The sequence below is a fragment of the Dolichospermum sp. UHCC 0406 genome, from assembly GCF_009712025.1.
GTDB classification, from domain to species: domain Bacteria; phylum Cyanobacteriota; class Cyanobacteriia; order Cyanobacteriales; family Nostocaceae; genus Dolichospermum; species Dolichospermum lemmermannii.
In genome coordinates, this window is record NZ_VILA01000014.1 from 256346 (window position 1) to 276687 (window position 20342).

Below are 20342 nucleotides of genomic sequence, written 5' to 3' on the forward strand. Positions count from 1 at the left end.
TTAAAACTGAATGATAAAACAGACTTGGGGTGCGGTACAAATAAACAAGGCACTGTGCGCTATTATTTCGGGTGTGGGGATAGGGATGATCTCCTGGGGGTGTAATGCTAATAACTCCCAGCTTGAAGAGACAAGATGGAATATATATAGAAATAATCGTTATGGTTTTGAGTTTCCTTATCCGAATACTTGGCAGCAATTAGGAAACCCAGACAACAGTGATGGTATTGCTTTAGTTTCACCAAACAAAAAAGACGTAGAAATTCGCGCTTATGCAAGTAAGCCTGTATTAAAGTCCTTAACTGAAAGTTCTCAGCCAGTCCCTAATTTTCGGACTCATCAGGGGTTTTCTGGGGTATTAGCTGTAGAAGCGGGGGAAAAGGTGACTGTGATTAAATTGACTATTAGCCAAGAGAACTTGGAGTATCACTGGCAAGGACAAAGCGGCAGCAAAGACTTTCAAAATTATTATCGGCTGTTTTACTACATTGCCCAGGAGTATAAAATTAGTCAGTAGTCAACTTAACGTAAATTGATGCCCCTTCCAGCCAGGGAATAAATTCCCTGTCTAAAAGTTAAAGTCGGTTAAAACCGACTGTTGGAGCATATTGACACTCTCAGGGAGCCAAGCCGCGCTCGTTTTACGCTTACCGGATGCTCTTATAAATAGGATAATTTTTGGTTTTGAGTTAACCAGAGTGCGTTTTAACGCACTTTAGCTTTTAGACCGGAACTTAAGTTCCGGGCAGGAATGTTGCAGCCAAACAAATAAGCTATCCCTAGCCTAAGCAGCCAGTTTTACTCAGTGACTCGGTGACTCCTGCTGTAATTGATTCCTGTCTTAGTGAGAATTTAATGATGAAGAAGGGACACAAAACCTGGTAGATTTAGCTATCAGCGAGTAAAAACTGGTAAAGATGAAAGTCCTGGTAATTGGTGGTGATGGGTATTGCGGTTGGGCAACCGCGCTTTACCTTTCTAATCGAGGTTATGAAGTTGGAATTTTAGATAGTTTGGTGCGGCGACATTGGGATAATGAATTGGGTGTAGAAACTCTTACCCCAATCGCACCAATTCAGCAACGTCTCCAGCGGTGGCAGGATTTGACTAGCAAGTCTATTGATCTGTTTATCGGCGATATTACTAATTACGAGTTTCTGCACAAAGCCTTACACGAATTTCAACCAACTGCAATCGTGCATTTTGGTGAACAGCGTTCAGCGCCATTTTCCATGATTGACCGTGAACACGCTGTTCTTACCCAAGTCAATAATGTGGTTGGCACGTTGAACTTGCTGTACATTATGCGGGAGGATTTCCCAGATTGCCATTTGGTGAAATTGGGAACAATGGGTGAGTATGGAACTCCCAACATTGACATTGAAGAAGGATACATCACGATTGAACACAACGGCCGCAAGGATACTTTGCCCTATCCTAAGCAGCCTGGTTCTATGTATCACTTGAGCAAAGTCCATGATAGCCATAATATCCACTTTGCTTGCCGGATCTGGGGTTTAAGGGCTACAGACTTAAATCAAGGGATAGTTTACGGTGTCTTAACCGACGAAACGGGGATGGACGAACTGTTAATTAACCGCCTGGATTATGATGGCGTATTTGGTACAGCACTGAATCGCTTCTGTATTCAAGCAACTGTAGGACATCCCCTCACCGTCTACGGTAAAGGTGGACAAACTCGTGGCTTCTTGGATATTCGGGATACGGTGCGATGTATTGAGTTAGCGATCGCTAATCCTGCCGAACCAGGAAAATTCCGTGTGTTTAACCAATTTACCGAACTATTTAGTGTCGGTGACTTGGCGATGATGGTGAAAAAAGCCGGCAACGCCTTGGGACTAAATGTGGATATTAACCACATAGACAACCCCAGAGTGGAGAAGGAAGAACACTATTTCAACGCCAAAAACACCAAACTCTTGGATTTGGGTTTACAACCGCATTTACTCTCGGATTCTCTACTTGATTCACTATTAAACTTTTCCGTCAAGTATCAGCACCGAGTTGATCACAAACAAATTCTTCCCAAAGTCTCTTGGCATAGAAAATAGGTGACAGGTGACAGGTGACAGGTGACAGGTGACAGGTGATAGAAAGAGCGTAAGAGGCAACAGTAGATTAATTTTCCACTCCTGACTCCTAACTGCGCCCCTACCTCCTGACTTCTGACTCCTGACTCCTGACTCCTGACTCCTGACTCCTACCTCCTTCTTTTTATGAGAATTGCTCTATTTACAGAAACCTTCTTACCTAAAGTTGATGGCATCGTGACCCGCTTGCGCCATACTGTTGACCATTTACAACGTCATGGCAATCAAGTTCTGGTATTTGCCCCTGAAGGTGGCATCACTGAACATAAAGGCGCGAAAGTTTACGGAGTTAGTGGCTTTCCTTTGCCTCTCTATCCTGAGTTAAAAATGGCACTGCCTCGCCCGGCAATTGGTCATGCTTTGGAAGAGTTTAAACCAGATATTATTCATGTTGTTAATCCCGCAGTTCTGGGATTATCAGGGATTTTCTATAGTAAAGTTCTGAAAATTCCTTTAGTGGCTTCTTATCATACCCACTTGCCCCAATACCTGCAACATTACGGACTGGGAATGTTAGAAGGGTTACTTTGGGAGTTGCTTAAAGCTGGTCATAATCAGGCTGAGTTAAATTTGTGTACCTCTACGGCAATGGTAAAGGAACTTTCAGCCCATGGAATTGAAAGATGTGATTTATGGCAACGGGGAGTAGATACAGAATTATTTCATCCTGATTTAGTCAGTGCGGAAATGCGATCGCGCTTATCCCAAAATCATCCAGATAGCCCCTTGTTACTGTACGTTGGTCGTCTTTCTGCTGAAAAGGAAATCGAACGTATTAAACCCATTCTAGAAGCCATTCCTGATGCCAGATTAGCATTAGTCGGCGATGGACCCCACCGACAAACTTTGGAAAAACACTTTGCCGGGACAAATACTTATTTTGTCGGTTATCTGATGGGTAAAGAATTAGGTTCGGCTTTTGCCAGTGCTGATGCCTTTATTTTTCCTTCCCGCACAGAAACACTGGGATTAGTTCTGCTAGAAGCTATGGCCGCAGGGTGTCCTGTGGTAGCAGCCCGTTCTGGAGGTATCCCTGATATTGTTACAGATGGAGTTAATGGATATCTTTTTGATCCGCAAGCCGATATTCAAGAAGCGATTAATGCTACAATCCGTCTGTTGAAACAACGGGAGGAAATCACTATTATCCGCACAAATGCCCGTGCAGAAGCAGAAAAATGGGGATGGACATCGGCTACACAACAACTTGAAGATTATTATCAAAAAATAATCTTAAATAGTAGCAGGAGTCAGGAGTCAGGAGTCAGGAGTCAGAAGCGAGAATAAGAGGGCTGGCTTTTTCTCTAAATTTTCCACCTCATTCAATTGCATACAGCCAGGAATTTTTGCACCATTACCAGGCTGGCCGCAATGCTTATATATTAAGGGATTTTACCCAAGCGATCGCCCGCTTCAAATTAGCTCAAGTCATCGAACCGACAAATCAGGCTGTTCATATCCATTTAGAGCGCGCCTATAAGTACCAGCAAATACCGCCACCAAAGTCCTGGGATGGTGTTTGGACAATCATCACGAAGTAGTCAGTTGTTCGTTGTCAGTAGGGGCGAAGCATTTGGAAGATAAATTATCGGTCATTGCCAAAAATAGTTCTCCAAATGCTTCGCCCGTACAGTTGTCAGTAGTCAGTTGTCAGTTGTCAGTTGTCAGTTGTCAGTAGTCAGTTGTCAGTAGGGGCGAAGCATTTGGAAGATAAATTATCGGTCATTGCCAAAAATAGTTCTCCAAATGCTTCGCCCGTACAGTAGTCAGTAGGGGCGAAGCATTTGGAAGATAAATTATCGGTCATTGTCAAAAATAGTTCTCCAAATGCTTCGCCCGTACAGTTGTCAGTAGTCAGTTCCTTCTTCAGAACCGTTACTTTGAAAAGGTTGTTCACCGATTTTCAGTTCTTTCTTTGAGTGCTTTAATTGCTTCCAAAGTAACTTAATTTGATAATAAGCCTCATCTGGTGAGATCTTGCCACCTGTTTCTAAATTGCAGATATAACTGACTTTCTGGGCAAATTCCTGTAAGTTCGCGTTGAATACCAAGTTTTCTGGTTTTACATGACCATAATAGCGACCACGGGGATAGAGAAAATCTTCTTTACTCATCATTCTTTTTTCTCCATTTACTCAACTACTGATACTTTTAACCGAGACATTCCCTGACATCTGAGATATTGTGAATGTCCAGTAGAACATTACTAACTGAGTTGATAAAGGTGGTATCCCACATTGCCTTGAGGAAAATCCCCACGGCTCCTCTATTTTTTCAGAATGGTATGGATAAAATTACTACATCCTGCTGATAGTTTAGCGTGGCTTGATCCCATAAGTAGAGATTGAAGGCAGTTATTCACGTTTAGTTATTCTCTAATTTATTAAAAACATATTGTATTAAGTTCAATAAGTCATTAATATATTCCTTAAGATAGATTAATATATTCCTTTTTGCAAGACTTGGAAAAATTTTTTCCTTGCAAGCTCTAATTATAATACATTTAAATTGAAATATAACAAAATTCCCGACTTCTCTAAGAAATCGGGAATATGAAGTATCAATTGTAATTTGCCACCTAAGCAGATGGACGAGTTGCTTCTAATAAACTGGAAAAGTAGAAGCTTGTCCGCGTCATAGCTTGTCTTTGGACTGAAAAGCCATTTTTTCGCAGAATTTTGACTACATCAGCTTCACGATGTAAATAAGCGCGAGTGGTTTTACTCGGACCAGGAAAGAAAGTACCGATTTTTTTGAGGATTGTTAGGAAGAAGGTTTTCGGGGCAAAACTGAGAATGATTCGGTCTGAAGCTAAAGAACATAGATGAGAAATCATTTCATCAGCTTTGTCTTGAGGATAATGAATCAGAACATCTAGACAGATGACGGTATGATAATTGCCACTCAAAGATTCCAAATCCTGTACCGCAAAAGAGGGATTTACGGTATTGAACAAAGCCATGACAGCCCTATCCTGGGCTTCTGATACCATTTTAGCGGAAATGTCGCTGGCATAGACCTTAGCGCCATCTATAGCCAGAGGAATACTCAGACTACCCACACCACAACCAGCATCACAAATTGATAATGATGGTAAATTGTTGTCAGCTTTTAACCAGCCGATGACATTATCCACAGTTTGCTGATGTCCAGTGCGAATATCTAGCTGGACTTTGTTGACTTCACCATCACCATAGATGCGTTGCCACCGATCAAAACCTGTGGAGTTGAAGTATTCGCGGACTATTGTTTTATCGTCGGCTGCGGTCATAAACTCAATTGTTAATTATTCACAATTACTAAAACTATCATTTGTCATCCCAATTATATGTAGGGCTGCACAGAATCATGAAATCCATGAATTCATCCGTCCTTATCTGCGTTTATCTGCGTTTATCTGCGGTCAATTATTCTTGAAATCTGATTCTATGCAGCTTGATCTTAATTTGGTATCAGTGGATTCTCAGCGACAAAAATTCCAGCCAGTGTTAAATTCTTAAAAACCGACTAGCTAATTTAATCGCGTCAGCAATATCCACATCACCATCACCGTCAGCATCTAGAAATTGATTTAGTAATGGATTACCACCAGATTGTAAGAAACTCAAGACTAAAGGCACTAAACTTGGTAATAATTGTTGAATTTTATTCACATCTAAGCTAGTACCCTGGGCAGCATTTTCCGCTACTTCTGCTTGAATATCTGGAGAAAATAAGGTATCTACAGCTTGGGAATTGGCGGAAGTGCCGGCAAATTGATTAACTAAATCTTGTACAGATTCACTTCCGTCGCTGGCCTGTTTTGACTGTAAAGATGATTGTACTTGTTTACCAACTACTGATAAAACTGATTGCATGGTGGAAGAGTCTGCACCAATGCCATTACCTAATTGTTTCACTGTGGTAGCAATATTTATCAAGTTATCCAAACCACCTGGTTGATTGGAATTGCTAACCGCACCCAGAATTTGATCAAACAGTCCCATTAATTTTTTCCTGTTGTTTTTAATATCTCCTAATTATTAATAATACAGCAGAATTGAGCAATCAGGAGTCACCGAATAAAATCAAGATCATGATCTTGATGAATGATAAATTGGGAGAAATATGGTAAATTCTGTACCTTGATTCGAGTCAGAATGAAAAGTAATTTTCCCCTGATGTTTTTTAACGACAATTTCATGGGTAATTGCTAAACCTAAACCAGTCCCAACACCTCTGGGTTTAGTGGTGAAAAAGTTTTCAAATATTTTCTGCTGATTTTCTGGAGGAATACCTGAACCATTATCTATAATTTTAATTAATACCCAGTCATTTTCTTGCCGTTCAGTAGTTATGTTTATTGCTGGTGAAAATTCTGAATTTTGAGCAGATTTTTCTTCTATAGCATCAATAGCATTACTTAAAAGATTCATGAAAACTTGATACAATAATCCTGTATAACCGGTTATTTGGGGAATTTCTCCATAGTTTTTGATAACGCTAATTTTATTTTTAAGGCGATTATTCAAAATTAATAATGTACTATCTAGACAAAAAGGAATATCTAATAATTGTGATTTGGTTTCATCTACACGCACAAAATCTTTTAAACTCCGAACAATTTCTTTAGTTCGTTCTGCGCCAATTGTCATAGACTGAAAAAGTTTAGGTATGTCTTCTGCTAGAAATTCTAAATCAATTTCTTCCGCTACAGCTTGCACTTGTGGTGGTGTTTGGGGAATTTCCGATTGATATGTTTTCAGAAGTCTGAATAAATCATCAACATATTTGTGTGCGTGAATTAAATTGCCAGAGATCAAGTTTACAGGATTATTAATTTCATGGGCAATACCAGCTAACATTTGCCCTAAGCTGGACATTTTTTCACTTTGAATTAGTTTAGATTGGGATTCAGCTTGTTGTATTTCTAAAAGATGTTTTACTTGTTGAATTAGGAGATTTAAAGAGTTGGCTAAATCACCTATTTCATCTTGAATATTTATAGATATTTGTAAATCAAAATTTTCTTCATTGGTAACTTTTCGAGCAATATTAGTAACTTCTAAAATTGGTTGAGTAATAATTTTACTGGTGGATAAAGCGAGAATATTAGCTATTAATATGGAGGTTGCCATACTCACAATAATAATCACATCTTGTACTTTTAATGCGTGATTGTAAGCTAAATTTGCTTGTTCTTGAGTTTGTTTAATGGGTTCTCTTAGGGTTTCTAAACTGTAAGCAAAGTCAGAAAATTTCTCTACATTTTTAATTTGATATAATTTTAAAATTAACTGCTTTATTTCTGGATTTTTATTTGATTGTGCATCTAGTTGAGAAAGTTTTTCGACTAATTCTTTGAGTAATTGGATGTAGCTGTTGATATTTTGTTGATATTTTTGACTCCAATCGGATAAATTACCATTTTTCTGGATTTGAGTAAAGTTTTGAAATTTAGTAAATTGAATTTCTAATTCATCTATTTCTGTGTTTAATTCAGCGATTTCTTTGGGTAACTTGTCTGGTTGATCTAATGTTGCTATAATCTTTTGTTGATGGATGAGAGATCCTAAAATTCCTCTTTGTAAATTATTGAGTAAAATATCTTCTTGATTGATTAAGATTGTCTTATTTCTAGCTCTTTGAAAATAGCTATTACCTACTAATAACCCTCCAGATGTACCTAAAACTGCTATTCCCAGGGAAAGAGTATACCCCAAGACAATTTTTTGTCTGATCCTCAAAGGAGGGAATAATTTTTTTAAAGAGCTAAAATGTTTAAATTCAGAGATAAAGTTCATATTGTGACTCGGCCTTTAACTTTCCCATGAATTGGGGTGAGACAAAAAATGCGGAATTTAATAGCCGGTCATTAAGAGGTTGTTTGAAAAGTATTATATCAAACCCGTAATCTCCAAAAACCTAACCCCCCTACCCCCCTTCCCTGCAAGGGAATGGGGGTTTTAAAGCCTCTCCCCTGGTAGGGGAGAGGTTTGGAGAGGGGTCTGTTTACACATGAAAAACTTTTAAAACATCCTCTAAGGGAACACTGCACACAAACTGAATGTTAGTTTAGCAAAAATTGTGGCTTTTTACTTTCTCCCTGAGAAAAACACTGTATAGATCCTAAATTTTATCATTCATGCCCTTGTCTCGTATTGTTACACTGATTGTTGGCCTGATCGTCATTTTGGCGTTAACCCTATGGCTAATTGATTCTCTTTCCCGGTTGTACTGGCAGTTGTCCTATTCTCCGCTGTTGGGTAATTTACTATTATTACTGCTAGTTTTACTGATTGGTGGTTTAATTGCTGCCTTTGTTTATTATGTATTGGTGCTGCGGAAGGGAGAGGCAAAATCCCGTCGTCAACGCCCAAGAGTGACTTCTGCCCAAATTCCTGCGGCTAAATCTGATGCGGCTTCTTCGACTCTGCAAGCGGTACGTCAACAGGTAGCCCAAATTCAAGATGAGGTGACACGTCAAGCTTTGCTAAGTCGCACCAAGGAAATTGAAACGAATTTAGCGAGAGGGGAAATTCAAGTTGTGGTTTTTGGTACGGGTAGTGCCGGTAAAACTTCTCTGGTAAATGCGATTATGGGGCGGATAGTTGGTGAGGTGAATGCCCCAATGGGAACAACTCAGGTGGGAGAAACCTATTGTTTGCGCTTGAAGGGTTTGGAACGGAAGATTTTAATTACTGATACTCCAGGGATTTTAGAACCGGGAGTAGCGGGTACGGAACGGGAACAACTGGCTAGGGCTTTAGCGACGGAAGCGGATTTATTGTTATTTGTGGTAGATAATGATTTACGGCGTTCTGAATATGAACCACTGCGGGGTTTAGCGGAAATTGGTAAGCGATCGCTTTTAGTGCTGAATAAAACAGATTTATACACGGAGACTGATATAGAAGTGATCTTAGCCAGATTGCGGGAACGGGTACGCAGCTTTATTGCTACTAATGATGTGGTAGCGATCGCTGCTAATCCCCAAATAGCCGCATTAGAAACCGGCGAAACCTTCCAACCAGAAGCAGACATTATCCCCTTGTTACGGCGCATGGCCTCTATTTTACGCGCTGAAGGTGAAGATCTAGTAGCAGATAATATTCTCTTACAATCTCTGCGCTTAGGAGAAGAAGCTCGCAAACTTATAGACTCTCAACGTCGTCGCCAAGCTGATAAAATTGTAGATCGTTATCAATGGATCGGTGCGGGCGTAGTTTCTGTCACACCATTACCGATGGTAGATTTACTCGCAACCGCTGCTGTTAATGCCCAAATGGTAGTAGAAATTGGCAGGCTTTATGGTTGTGATTTAAACATGGAACGAGGTAAAGAATTAGCCCTATCTTTAGGAAAAACTATTGCTGGTTTAGGTATCGTTAAAGGGGCAATTGAATTATTATCAACGGCTTTGCAACTTAATGTGGCTACTTTTATTGTGGGAAGGGCAATTCAAGGAGTGACAGCCGCATATTTAACCCGCATTGCTGGGAAAAGCTTTATCGAGTATTTTCGTCATGATCAAGATTGGGGTGATGGGGGAATGACAGAAGTTGTGCAACAACAGTTTCAGATTAATCGCCGTGATGAGTTTATCAAAGTTTTTGTCCAAGAAGCGATCGCTAAGGTCGTCAAACCTTTAACTGATACCTTTGCAGAAAAAGAAGATTATAAGTAAAAATACTGAAATGATTATTGAATATTTCACATACTGAATTATTTCCTATAATTCCGGAAAATAGCAGCCGATGTCAGAAAAGATATATAAGGATTTCTGACTAACTAGATCATGAACAACCAGATGATCGGCCAAGTATTACAAGATCGTTACCAAATTGTGCAACCACTTAGTGCAGGAGTGTTTGGACAAACATTTATTGCTGTGGATATGTACCACCCAGAAAAACCCAGATATGTTGTCAAACAATTGAAGGTGAATCACTATCAATCTACTTCCTATTTTGACCACCGGAGATTGCGGTTTTTAAAAGAAACTGAAACCCTCAAACATTTAGGTCGTCATCCCCAAATTCCGGAACTTATTACCTGTTTTGAAGAAAATGAGCGGTTTTATTTAGTCCAACAATTTATTCCTGGAGAGTCTTTAGCAGCAGAATTACCTCATGATCCTGAAAGTCATGGTAAATGGAGTCAAGTTGATATTATTAAGTTTCTAGAAGATGCCTTATCTATTCTTGAATTTATTCACTCTCAAGGCTTTATTCATTGTGATATTAAACCAGAAAACTTAATTAGACGAGCTATAGATGCCAGATTAGTATTAATTGATTTTGGCTCAATTCAACCAGTAGACTCTAGTATTGAAACAGAATTTTCCATAGATCAAATTCCTGTCACATCATTAGGTTACATTCCCCCAGAACAATTTATTGGTCAAACCCAACCCAATAGTGACCTTTATTCCTTGGGAATAATTGCTATTCAAGCTATTACAGGACTATCTCCCTTAGAATTAGAAATTGATGCTGAAACTAATGAAATTATTTGGTGTGATCATGACACCTCTATCAATGATTATTTAGTTGCTTTCCTCAATCAGATGATCCGCTATCAACACCAAGAACGATTTCAATCTGCCAATGAAGCACTATGGTTACTCAAGCATATAGAATGGGACAATAACCCAGCAGAAATACAAATAGCAGAGTCTCAATTATCTGATAAAACTATTGAAACGACAGATCAAAAATCCCAACCATTACTAGCCGGACTGCGATTAGGTTTATTAATTAATTCGGTTCTACTAGGATTGGGAGTATATTCTTTATTTAATAATTCTCAAGCTTACTCAGCTACAGAAATTTTATATAAAGCCATAGCCAGATATCAATCTGGAGATTTACAAAAAGCCATTAATTTAGCTCGGTCAATCCCCCTTAATAGTAATGTTTATCCAGAAGCTCAAGCTTCAATTGAAGAATGGCAAAACCAATGGCAAAAAGATGCAAAACATTATGTTCTCACTGAAAAAGCTTTAAAAGAACGACGATGGACAGACGTATTATATCATGCACATAAAGTTCCAATTAATTCATATTGGCAATCGAAAATTCAGCCCCTAGTTGCACAAGCAAAATTAAATATTGAAGCCCAAACACAATCCTTATTAGCCAAAGCTTATGCAAAAGCCGAGGAGAGAGATTTCTCAACAGCTTTATATTATCTACAGCAAATACCTGAAGAAAGTTCTGCTGGTGCTATGGTTAAACAGAAATTAGCTGAGTACAATCAAAAACGTCAAGTTAGATCAGGATACTATTTATATCAAGCTCACAATCAAGCCTCTATAGGTAACTTCTTCGCAGCAATTAAACTACTGGAAAGAGTTCCTAAAGATGCTGAAGTTTATGCACAAGCAAGAGTCAAACTAGAAGAATATTCCCACAAGTTACGTCTACGTAATCAGCAACAAGAATTAGCTATCCTAAAAACAGTTCCCCTTGCTGAAAGACAAAACACTCCTATTCAGCGGAGAGTATCTCTTCAACCAGAAGATTATTTACAGGAAGTAAATATTCGTAATTAAGCTGAGAAATGGGGAATAGAAGATAATTTTACCAATTCCCCCCATCGTTATTTTCCGTTGTTGCATTGCTATTCTGGGTACACGAATGTCTTTGTGCGATAATTCCGACTTGCAGAATCCCTCGGTTCACAACTGGGGGTATTTTTTTTATCTATTCAATTAGACGGAAATAAATTAAATTTAAACTTTCCTATAGACAGAGACAATCTTCTAAAGATCAAGTTAGATTTACAGTTGAACTAGTCCACATTCCAATGTCTTTAATCATAGCCTCCAGTTATTTTTTAGGCTGGAGGTGATTCTTTATAAATCTTTGCTTCATTTCTATTTGATCATTGAAATACTTTTTCTAGATTATCCTGTTCTTTTTGTAATAAAGTGGTAATTTGTGTATACTCATTAAGTAATTCTGACTGCTAATGTAAATACTCCTAATACTGAACCAACTACTAACAAATATGAGAACAAAAAGCGATATTTAATTATCCACAACATTAGTTATTTCCTAAACGATATCCTATCCCATAAACAGTGTCGATAATTTTTTCAGATGCACCCACCACTTTTAATTTTTTGCGTAAATTATTGATGTGAGTTTTAACAGTATCTTCCCCAGAAATTTTATCAAATTCCCATAATTTATCTAAAAGAGATGTACGAGTTAAGACTGTTTTAAATCTTCGGCTAAGGGTTTAGCAATCCGTTGATCATCTTCTACAAGTAATATTTTCATGTTAATCGCCAGATTAGCTCTAAAAGAATTTATTTTAACAAAGTAGAAGTAGCATTAATAATAATTTGTGCCGAACCCGTGAAAAATTCTCTTTGGATATTTTTGGGAATATCACTAGGTTGATGGTAATGAGGACTACGTAAATTAGCGGTATCTGTTACCAGCAAAGCCCCTATTCCTTGATACCAAAACGGAGCATGATCACTGCGGAGGGTATCTGGTGTTAATAAACCTTTGAAGGGAATCGGTACTTTGAGGATTTTTGGTAAATTCTCACTAGAGTTGGCAAAAGTATTTAATAAATTTAAGTGTTCTACATCACCAACTACTGCTAAAAAATCTCCCTTCTCGCTAAGTGGTGTTACAGGCAAACCAGCGGGATATTTTTGACAGCCAGAAGTGTAACAAGCATAACCCACCATATCCATAATAATTACGCCTTGAAGATTTTGTAAATGGGCTGGTTGGTTGACAAAAGCTTTACTTCCTAAAAGTCCTGTTTCTTCTTGATCAAAAAATGCTAATTGTAATGTTTTTGGTGTGGAAATAGCAGTAAAAAGTCTGGCGATTTCTAATACTACAGCTATACCAGTGGCGTTATCATCTGCACCAGGAGAGGACTCAACTGTATCATAATGGGCAGCCACCAAAATTGTCCCAGTGGTTTTATTTGTTCCCAGTTTTTGGGTAAAAATATTCATACCGGCAGTAAACTTTTCTAACTTAGGTTTCCAGCCAAATTTGCTCAATTGATTTGTGATATATGTACGGGTACGCAATCGCTCCATTTTTGAATACCGCCGAAAATTCAACTTTTGAACATGAGCAAAAAGTTGATCACCATCAACCAATAGAGTATTATTTACCTTCAGGGGTTTTAACTGGGGTTGAGACTGTGGTACAGGAGCATTTTTAACTATCGGAATCATTTCAGATTGCTCAAAAAAACTTCCCATACCTATAAACACTATTATCCCTACCAGCACCCATGGCCATTTTTTGATCATGATTTAAACCCACCTAGAGGAAATAAAATATCCTAACTACACCAAGTTTGACAGCTTGTCTTTTGACATCAACATGATGATAAGAGATGTAAAAGGTATACTGTCGCAATTGCCAATTCCCACTTCCCATCAAAAATATGCTAGATTTATTACTCATAACGCTTCTGGGGTTTCTGGGCAGTTTTGGACATTGCTTTGGGATGTGTGGACCCCTGACTGTAGCTTTTTCTCTGTCCAAGCAGCAGGAAAATCCAAGTTGGCAACAGCAATTAAAATTTCATACATTACTAAATTTGGGGCGAATGTTAAGTTATGCCATAGTTGGTGCTGGTATTGGCGCACTAGGCTCAGTATTAGTAGAAGGTGGACAACTGGCGGGAGTTGGTAGTGATTTGCGGCGGTGGATAGCTATTATTACAGGTATAATGCTGATTTGGTTTGGTTTAGGGCAAGTTAAACCCGATTTTTTACCGCGTATACCCCTATTACACCCCATATTAAAAGGGAATTTACACAACCGTCTGAGTGCGGCCATGCTGAAATTATCTGCACAAACTCAATGGTGGACACCGGCACTTTTAGGCATGACTTGGGGATTAATGCCCTGTGGTTTTTTATATGCGGCTCAAATTAAAGCTGCGGCTACAGGGAATTTGTGGCAAGCTACAGCAACAATGTTAGCTTTTGGAATTGGCACACTACCCATCATGTTGGGCGTAGGTGTTTCCACGGCGTTAATTAGTCAAGATCAGCGGAGTCAATTATTTCGCTTGGGTGGGTGGGTAACTCTGATTATTGGTGCAATTACCCTATTGCGGACGGGGGATACGATGATGGACTATAGCGGACACGCTGCCTTAATTTGTTTAAATCTCTCATTGATTGCCCGGCCTGTGAATAGTTTTTGGTCTGCACCTCTGCGTTACCGTCGGGCGCTGGGCGTTGGGGCTTTTGTGCTTTCGGTAGTACATACTATCCATAATCTTGAACACTCACTAGACTGGAATCTTACCGCTTTTTGGTTTTTACCGTTAGAATTTCAGTGGGGAATGAGTGCAGGGGCTGTGGCTTTGGTATTAATGCTCCCTGCGGCTTGTACAAGTTTTGATGTTATGCAAAAGTCATTAGGTAAACATTGGCGGCATATTCATCTTTTGAGTGTACCAGCTTTGTTATTGAGTGCTATTCATACGGTTATGATTGGTTCTCATTATCTGGGGGCTGTAAGATTAAGTTGGCAAAACCAATTAGCAGCCGTGTTACTGAGTCTAATTACCTTAGCTGTATTGTTGATCCGTTCGCGGTATTCTTGGTTATATTTACGTCTAGAAAAATTTTATGTTCCTCCCAATAAATCGCGGTAAATTAACTATTTATCCTGCACACAAAATCAAGTATCTATTATTAGTTTTATTTGGTTTAATAGTTACTACAAATACTCAAGTTTTAGCCCATACGGTGAAAATATCGGCAGATGTTGGTGCTACTATCCATATAGAACCTAATGATAATCCTCGCGCTGGAGAAGTTACTCAAGCTTGGTTTGCCCTGACTCGGAAAGGTGGTAAGGTAATTCCTTTAAAAGATTGTAATTGTCAGTTGGCTATTTATGCTGAACCTCATGCAGTGGGAGAACCAGCATTACTTGAACCTCCATTAAAACCTATTCAAGCTGAACGTTATCAAGGCATTCCAGGGGCAGAAGTAACTTTTCCCAAACCAGGGGCTTATCAGTTGCAATTAAGTGGTAAACCTGTGACTCAAGGAAGTTTTAAACCTTTTGAGTTAAAGTTTGTTGTCACTGTGGCTACAGGAAAGAATATAGATACTCTTCAATCTAGGCCAAGTGTAAATGAGAATCAGCAAGGAACAACAATTGGATTAGCACAACCTTTGATTTGGTTGGGAATTTTGCTGCTGTCTGGAGGGATTTTAGTTTTCTTGGTGCAAACAATGAAGAAGAATAATTAAAGTTAGTCTTTTTTGGCAGTTAACTGAATACTTGGATTTGGTAAAAATGTATATCTCAGATATAATCCTAACCACACAAATCCGATAATTAACAAAGTCCCAATTCCCAGAAAATTCGGCAACCAAAAAACTACCTCTACATGATTTATAGCCCCTGCTTTAATTGTCCATAGCAGTTGATTACCATGCTTTTCTGGTTGGATAGCATTTTCATCATTTTCAATATTCTTGACTCCCCAAGGTGTCTGTAGGCTAAAGTCTAGATTGACAATAGAACTATCACCTTTAGTGGTCAGCATAGCCAAAGAACGCAAATCTAAATCATAAACTAAATGATTTCTGGAAAATAGGAAAAAATTCGTATCTTCTGCAACTAAAGTTGAAGTAATATTTGATATTTCCGAACCATTACCATCTTCATCAGTTCGAGTATTAAAAAAGCCAGTGAATTTTTCTTGTAATTCTTTTGCACTGGTAAAGGGAATTTTAACAACGATTTCTGATGGTGAAATTCTCTCTGTTGAACCTGCTAATTGTCGCGCTCGTTGTTCTAAAGTTTTTAACCATTGTGATAGATAATCACTACTAAAAATAGTGATTTTTTCCGATAATTGAATATGTTGTACTAATTCACCATTATTAGTGCTGTTAAAGTTGACTCCTAAATCATACTTTACACAACTAGATAATAGTAATGAAGAAAAAATTACCATAAATACAATAGGTTTAATTTTAGTAAATTTTCCAATTTTCCTAATTAAAAAAAACACAGATTTGCTTAACTGTAATATCACCTTAATGAAAGTGAATACATTCATGACTAAATTTCTCCTTATTTACTAAAAACTTAACCAAACTAAATAGGAAATTGTTAAACTAACAGCAATTAAAGCTACCCAAACAAAATTATTATCTTTAGTATTGACTGTATTAAGGTCAATATATTCTCGTTCTCCAGGTTTTTGTTTAAATGTAGATTTTTTAGATTGAGAAGTGACAACTATTTTGGATTTGTGATCAGAAGTTATGTCCAAATCGGGAATTTCTGTCATCAATTCTTTAGGTCTGTTAAGTTTGGGCGCTTTTAAAATATATAGTAGGCGCTTTGCTTGTTGACGAATTTCATAATGGGGATGACGAATGAGTTGTTGACAAAGATTTATCGCTTCTTCCGAACGTCCCGCAGCTTCATAAGCATTCACCAACCAAATTTCGATTTCACCAGCAAAATGGGTATTTTTTTCTAATAGGGCGCTGGCTGTTTCTAGATTTTCTACAGATTTCCGATATTGACCATTTTCAAAAGCAGTTGTCCCCATTTGATAATGAGATCTAGCAAGTTCTAAGTTTTCTGTGGTCATTGGTCAGTTGTCAGTTGTCAGTTGTCAGTTGTCAGTAGGGGCGAAGCATTTGGAAGATAAATTATCGGTCATTGCCAAAAATAGTTCTCTAAATGCTTCGCCCGTACAGTTGTCAGTTGTCAGTAGGGGCGAAGCATTTGGAAGATAAATTATCGGTCATTGCCAAAAATAGTTCTCTAAATGCTTCGCCCGTACAGTTGTCAGTTGTCAGTAGGGGCGAAGCATTTGGAAGATAAATTATCGGTCATTGCCAAAAATAGTTCTCCAAATGCTTCGCCCGTACAGTTGTCAGTTGTCAGTAGGGGCGAAGCATTTGGAAGATAAATTATCGGTCATTGCCAAAAATAGTTCTCTAAATGCTTCGCCCGTACAGTTGTCAGTTGTTACTCAATAACTTGAATTTTAACTTACGGCTGATTGTAGGTAAATGAAATTTTACCAATGAATCCTGTAGGGGTTTAGCAATGCTAAACCCTTCCGAATTAATTTTGCTGTAACTTGTCCCCAATCTCGATTATTGTCTCGACTGATGAGAACCGAGAATCATTGTCCCAATTCCCACATCTGTAAATACTTCTAACAGTAAAGCATGAGGAATCCGCCCATCAATTATATGTGAAGCCTTGACTCCTTGAGCAAGCGATCGCACACAACAATTCACTTTAGGAATCATCCCTCCACTGACTATACCATCAGTAATTAATTGCCGCGCTTCCCGAATATCCACTTTCGGAATTAAAGTAGAAGGGTCTTTATAATCTCTTAAAATTCCTCTGGTATCAGTCAGCAAAATTAACTTTTCCGCGCCCAAAGCTGCGGCTATTTCCCCCGCTACCGTATCCGCGTTAATATTATAAGCCTGTCCAGTTTCATCAGCAGCCACGCTGGAAACAACGGGAATATAGCCATTACTAGCAAGTGTTTCTAAAATTTTGATATTGACATTACTAACTTCCCCCACAAACCCAATCCCTTCATCACCTTGAGGACGAGCCGTAATTAAGTTACCATCCTTACCACAAAGCCCTACAGCCATCCCTCCAGCTTGGTTAATCAAAGCCACAATTTCTTTATTTACCCGCCCCACTAACACCATTTCCACTACATCCATGGTTGCTGCATCAGTAACACGCAAACCATTTTTGAATTGCGCTTCAATTCCTAACTTGCCTAACCAACTATTAATTTCTGGACCACCACCATGCACTAGAATAGGCCGCAAGCCAACGCAAGATAAAAAGACCACATCACGAATAACTTTATCTTTGAGGTTACTATCCTTCATGGCTGCGCCACCGTATTTAACCACAACGGTACGGCCAGCGAATTGTTGAATGTAAGGTAGTGCTTCGCTGAGAATTTCTACGCGATTAGCTTCAGCTTGCCTGATATACTCTATATCATTAATCATGTTATTACCCAAGTTGCTAGTTATCTAGTTTATGGGATAACTAGCAACAAGAGTTAATCAGCTATGGTGATAGGAGCAGGGGGGAATATTTATGCCCTATTCCCTATTCCTAAGAGAGTTGAAACAAGAAAGTGACTAAATCTCCTTTACCCAAGCTGATGCGATCGCCTGGACGGAGGCGATGTCTGTTTCCAGGTAACAGAGGTAAGTTATTGACATAAGTACCATTGGAACTACCTGCATCTTCTAGATAACAAGCATCTCCCTCAATCCGAATGTCTGAGTGAATCCGCGAAACAATTTCCGAATTTGGGAACCCAGAAACATCTATATCTGGAGGAATACGATCATTCGGCTTACCAATATGCACAACCGAGAGATTTTGTGGTAATTCTATTTCTTGGTTAGCTTGAACATGGAATAACCGTGCTACTACCTTTTGCAATTGGGTATTTGCCACCTTTACTTGTGGTGCGGCTGGGGCTACTTCAGGAACTGTGAGGGGATCGATCTGAGGTACATAAGCAGGAGGAATATAAGCTTCCGGTTCTGGTGCTACAGGCGCAGGTGGGGCTGTCAGCACAGGCGGAATATAAATTTCTGGTTCAGGTGCTACCGGTGCAGGGACAGAAGGAATATAAACAGCTTGTTCCTGAACTACAGGTGCGGGTGTCAGTACAGGGGGAATATAAACTTCTGGTGCTGGTGTGACAGAAGGAACATAAACAGCTTGTTCCTGAACTACAGCCACCGGTGCAGGGGCGGGAATAGCGCTAACAGGAGGATTGGCGGCGGGCGCAATTTCTAAAGCATCGGGCTGTAACAGTTGCATCATCAGGTCAGGAGCGACCACTGGAGCTGGTTGTACAGGGTTAATCGCAATAGTTGGGGTAACTGCGGGAGTAACACCAAAATGGAGATTGTAACCGCACTGACCACAGAAAGCGGCATCTGACTGTACAGTTGCTCCACAATTAGGACAACTAGCTGTAGCTGGTAACGGCGTATAACAAGCTTCACATTGAACAGCGCCGTCTGGGTTGGGATGATTGCAATTAGGGCAGACGATCATGGATTTAAGCCTTAGTGAAGGTCGTTGTAAAAATATTACTGACAAGCACATAAGTAACTTTAGCGTTTAATGCTAACAATTACTTAGAGTGAGAACAAGTTGATCATTGGTGATTATTCTTAATTATCTAAATCATCCAAATCTCAAGAATCATAGTTAGTGTTGAAGTTCCAAACCAGCGGCTGCGTCTAGCAACCAGTAAAGTTCTCCCTGGGGTTTAATTAGCCGAGATGGATAGACGAAATCATCTGCCACCGGTGCGAAGATTTGGGCTAAAGCCGGTCTTTTGTTAGCACCAGCAGCTAAAAAAATCACACTGCGAGCCGCGTTAATAAATGGGTAAGTAAAGGTGATGCGGAGATTATCATCTTTATTACCAACAGTGATTAGGCGATCGCACACCTTGAGAGCTTTTGTGTGGGGAAACAAAGATGCAGTATGGGCATCATCACCCATTCCCAGTAAAACTACATCTAATGCCGGGAACTCTCCCGATGTAGAATTAAAAAATGTTTGGAGATGCTGGTTATACTTAGCTGCATCCACTTCTGGATTAGCCGACAAAGTGGGGATAGCATGAATATTAGTCTGGGGAATAGCAACCTGATCTAACCATGCTCGTCGCGCCATCAGTTCATTGCTATCAGGGTGATCTGCCAGAACATAACGCTCATCTCCCCAGAATACATGAATTTTATCCCAAGGCAACTTTTGATTAGCGATGGCTTCATACAACGGTTTTGGTGTGCTGCCACCTGATAAAGCAATTGTAAACTGCCCCCGTTCGCTAATAGCAGTTTCCACTTTCGACAGAATCAATTCTAGCGCCCGTTGGACTAGTGCCGATACACTGGAGTGGACTTCAACAGTTTTGTTCATGGCATTATCATTACATAGCTTGTTTCTTGGCAATACCATAGCGAACTTCTGACAATTTTCCGGTTTAACTCTGGAAATTTTTAATATCGTCAAGTTAAGCCATCAATTATCGTCCTTAACCTTCTTTATCATTATTTGTGGTTGGTTGTCAGTAGTCAGTTGTACTAATCGCTGATCATCACCGCAGGGGATTGTTGAGAGAATAAAGGATACATCGGTAAATAAACACAACAGATAGAGCTAGTTCTGTTTCTTTTTGTGT

At 39.2% G+C, this 20342-nt stretch carries 23 protein-coding genes and 1 pseudogene; 13 read left to right on the forward strand and 11 right to left on the reverse strand.

The features are described from left to right. Nucleotides 1–10 precede the first annotated feature (10 nt). The 5 genes from FJR09_RS12260 (at nt 11) to FJR09_RS25855 (ending at nt 3789) form a co-directional block, all read left to right on the forward strand. Nucleotides 11–517 (forward strand): hypothetical protein, encoded by a 507-nt coding sequence (locus FJR09_RS12260; RefSeq protein ID WP_168633235.1) that lies wholly within the window; start codon nt 11–13, stop codon nt 515–517. 400 nt (nt 518–917) lie between these two features. Continuing rightward, entirely contained in the window at nt 918–2072 is a 1155-nt protein-coding gene (locus tag FJR09_RS12265; RefSeq protein WP_168653136.1) for an NAD-dependent epimerase/dehydratase family protein, read from the forward strand. A 165-nt stretch (nt 2073–2237) separates the two neighbouring features. Continuing rightward, a complete protein-coding gene (locus FJR09_RS12270) occupies nt 2238–3398 on the forward strand; it encodes a glycosyltransferase family 1 protein (RefSeq protein ID WP_015083608.1) in 1161 nt (386 codons plus the stop codon). Between the two features lie 59 nt (nt 3399–3457). Further along, nucleotides 3458–3652, forward strand: a complete 195-nt coding sequence (locus FJR09_RS12275) for a hypothetical protein (protein WP_323294571.1) — start codon at nt 3458–3460, stop codon at nt 3650–3652. Between the two features lie 11 nt (nt 3653–3663). Beyond that, nucleotides 3664–3789, forward strand: coding sequence for a hypothetical protein (locus tag FJR09_RS25855; RefSeq protein WP_256370250.1), 126 nt, complete (start codon nt 3664–3666; stop codon nt 3787–3789). A gap of 169 nt (nt 3790–3958) precedes the next feature. Here FJR09_RS25855 and FJR09_RS12290 read toward each other — a convergent pair whose 3' ends face one another. The 4 genes from FJR09_RS12290 to FJR09_RS12305 all read right to left on the reverse strand — a co-directional run bounded on the left by FJR09_RS12290 (nt 3959) and on the right by FJR09_RS12305 (nt 7894). Then, the gene (locus tag FJR09_RS12290; protein WP_041458604.1) at nt 3959–4225 is read right to left on the reverse strand and encodes a hypothetical protein; all 267 of its coding nucleotides are present in this window, start codon (nt 4223–4225) and stop codon (nt 3959–3961) included. Between the two features lie 464 nt (nt 4226–4689). Next, a complete protein-coding gene (gene bchM, locus FJR09_RS12295; RefSeq protein WP_148762409.1) occupies nt 4690–5382 on the reverse strand; it encodes a magnesium protoporphyrin IX methyltransferase in 693 nt (230 codons plus the stop codon). 217 nt (nt 5383–5599) lie between these two features. Continuing rightward, nucleotides 5600–6097, reverse strand: coding sequence for a DUF937 domain-containing protein (locus FJR09_RS12300; protein ID WP_168652474.1), 498 nt, complete (start codon nt 6095–6097; stop codon nt 5600–5602). 87 nt (nt 6098–6184) lie between these two features. Next, the gene (locus FJR09_RS12305; protein ID WP_168652473.1) at nt 6185–7894 is read right to left on the reverse strand and encodes a sensor histidine kinase; all 1710 of its coding nucleotides are present in this window, start codon (nt 7892–7894) and stop codon (nt 6185–6187) included. 341 nt (nt 7895–8235) lie between these two features. Here FJR09_RS12305 and FJR09_RS12310 point away from each other — a divergent pair, with 341 nt between their 5' ends. Continuing rightward, nucleotides 8236–9777, forward strand: a complete 1542-nt coding sequence (locus FJR09_RS12310) for a YcjF family protein (RefSeq protein ID WP_168633233.1) — start codon at nt 8236–8238, stop codon at nt 9775–9777. Nucleotides 9778–9888: 111 nt separating this feature from the next. Further along, nucleotides 9889–11646 (forward strand): serine/threonine-protein kinase, encoded by a 1758-nt coding sequence (locus tag FJR09_RS12315; RefSeq protein ID WP_168652472.1) that lies wholly within the window; start codon nt 9889–9891, stop codon nt 11644–11646. Between the two features lie 494 nt (nt 11647–12140). Here the strand turns inward: FJR09_RS12315 and FJR09_RS12320 are convergent. Together FJR09_RS12320 and FJR09_RS12325 are read right to left on the reverse strand one after the other, a co-directional pair. Then, nucleotides 12141–12323, reverse strand: a pseudogene (locus FJR09_RS12320) (helix-turn-helix domain-containing protein); the annotation flags it as partial. Nucleotides 12324–12408: 85 nt separating this feature from the next. After that, nucleotides 12409–13383 (reverse strand): M28 family peptidase, encoded by a 975-nt coding sequence (locus FJR09_RS12325; RefSeq protein ID WP_371416365.1) that lies wholly within the window; start codon nt 13381–13383, stop codon nt 12409–12411. 140 nt (nt 13384–13523) lie between these two features. Between FJR09_RS12325 and FJR09_RS12330 the strand changes: the two genes are divergently transcribed. After that, a complete protein-coding gene (locus tag FJR09_RS12330) occupies nt 13524–14750 on the forward strand; it encodes a sulfite exporter TauE/SafE family protein (protein ID WP_168651066.1) in 1227 nt (408 codons plus the stop codon). Then, nucleotides 14725–15357 carry a hypothetical protein gene (locus FJR09_RS12335; RefSeq protein WP_168652470.1) on the forward strand — a complete coding sequence of 211 codons (633 nt, stop codon included), beginning with the start codon at nt 14725–14727 and terminating at the stop codon, nt 15355–15357. Before FJR09_RS12330 ends, FJR09_RS12335 begins: the two co-directional genes overlap by 26 nt. A 2-nt stretch (nt 15358–15359) precedes the next feature. Here FJR09_RS12335 and FJR09_RS12340 read toward each other — a convergent pair whose 3' ends face one another. Further along, a complete protein-coding gene (locus tag FJR09_RS12340; RefSeq protein WP_015083599.1) occupies nt 15360–16175 on the reverse strand; it encodes a DUF3153 domain-containing protein in 816 nt (271 codons plus the stop codon). 21 nt (nt 16176–16196) lie between these two features. Beyond that, a complete protein-coding gene (locus FJR09_RS12345; RefSeq protein ID WP_015083598.1) occupies nt 16197–16718 on the reverse strand; it encodes a hypothetical protein in 522 nt (173 codons plus the stop codon). 7 nt (nt 16719–16725) lie between these two features. Between FJR09_RS12345 and FJR09_RS25205 the strand changes: the two genes are divergently transcribed. The 4 genes from FJR09_RS25205 to FJR09_RS25860 are packed head-to-tail and all read left to right on the forward strand — an operon-like array spanning nt 16726 to nt 17112. After that, on the forward strand, nt 16726–16866 hold the full coding sequence (locus tag FJR09_RS25205) for a hypothetical protein (RefSeq protein WP_235082089.1): 141 nt from the start codon (nt 16726–16728) through the stop codon (nt 16864–16866). Continuing rightward, nucleotides 16811–16954 carry a hypothetical protein gene (locus FJR09_RS25210; protein ID WP_254433102.1) on the forward strand — a complete coding sequence of 48 codons (144 nt, stop codon included), beginning with the start codon at nt 16811–16813 and terminating at the stop codon, nt 16952–16954. The genes FJR09_RS25205 and FJR09_RS25210 overlap by 56 nt, the downstream gene beginning before the upstream one ends. Further along, on the forward strand, nt 16899–17042 hold the full coding sequence (locus FJR09_RS25215; protein WP_168694533.1) for a hypothetical protein: 144 nt from the start codon (nt 16899–16901) through the stop codon (nt 17040–17042). Before FJR09_RS25210 ends, FJR09_RS25215 begins: the two co-directional genes overlap by 56 nt. Continuing rightward, on the forward strand, nt 16987–17112 hold the full coding sequence (locus FJR09_RS25860) for a hypothetical protein (RefSeq protein ID WP_256370251.1): 126 nt from the start codon (nt 16987–16989) through the stop codon (nt 17110–17112). The genes FJR09_RS25215 and FJR09_RS25860 overlap by 56 nt, the downstream gene beginning before the upstream one ends. Before the next feature lie 120 nt (nt 17113–17232). On the opposite strand, the gene argB is transcribed toward FJR09_RS25860, so the two are convergent. The 3 genes from argB to pgl form a co-directional block, all read right to left on the reverse strand. Further along, nucleotides 17233–18129, reverse strand: a complete 897-nt coding sequence (gene argB / locus FJR09_RS12355) for an acetylglutamate kinase (protein WP_148762387.1) — start codon at nt 18127–18129, stop codon at nt 17233–17235. 109 nt (nt 18130–18238) lie between these two features. After that, complete coding sequence (locus FJR09_RS12360; RefSeq protein ID WP_015083596.1) at nt 18239–19201, reverse strand: FHA domain-containing protein; 963 nt, start codon at nt 19199–19201, stop codon at nt 18239–18241. Between the two features lie 156 nt (nt 19202–19357). Continuing rightward, nucleotides 19358–20080 carry a 6-phosphogluconolactonase gene (gene pgl / locus FJR09_RS12365; RefSeq protein ID WP_015083595.1) on the reverse strand — a complete coding sequence of 241 codons (723 nt, stop codon included), beginning with the start codon at nt 20078–20080 and terminating at the stop codon, nt 19358–19360. Nucleotides 20081–20342: the final 262 nt, after the last annotated feature.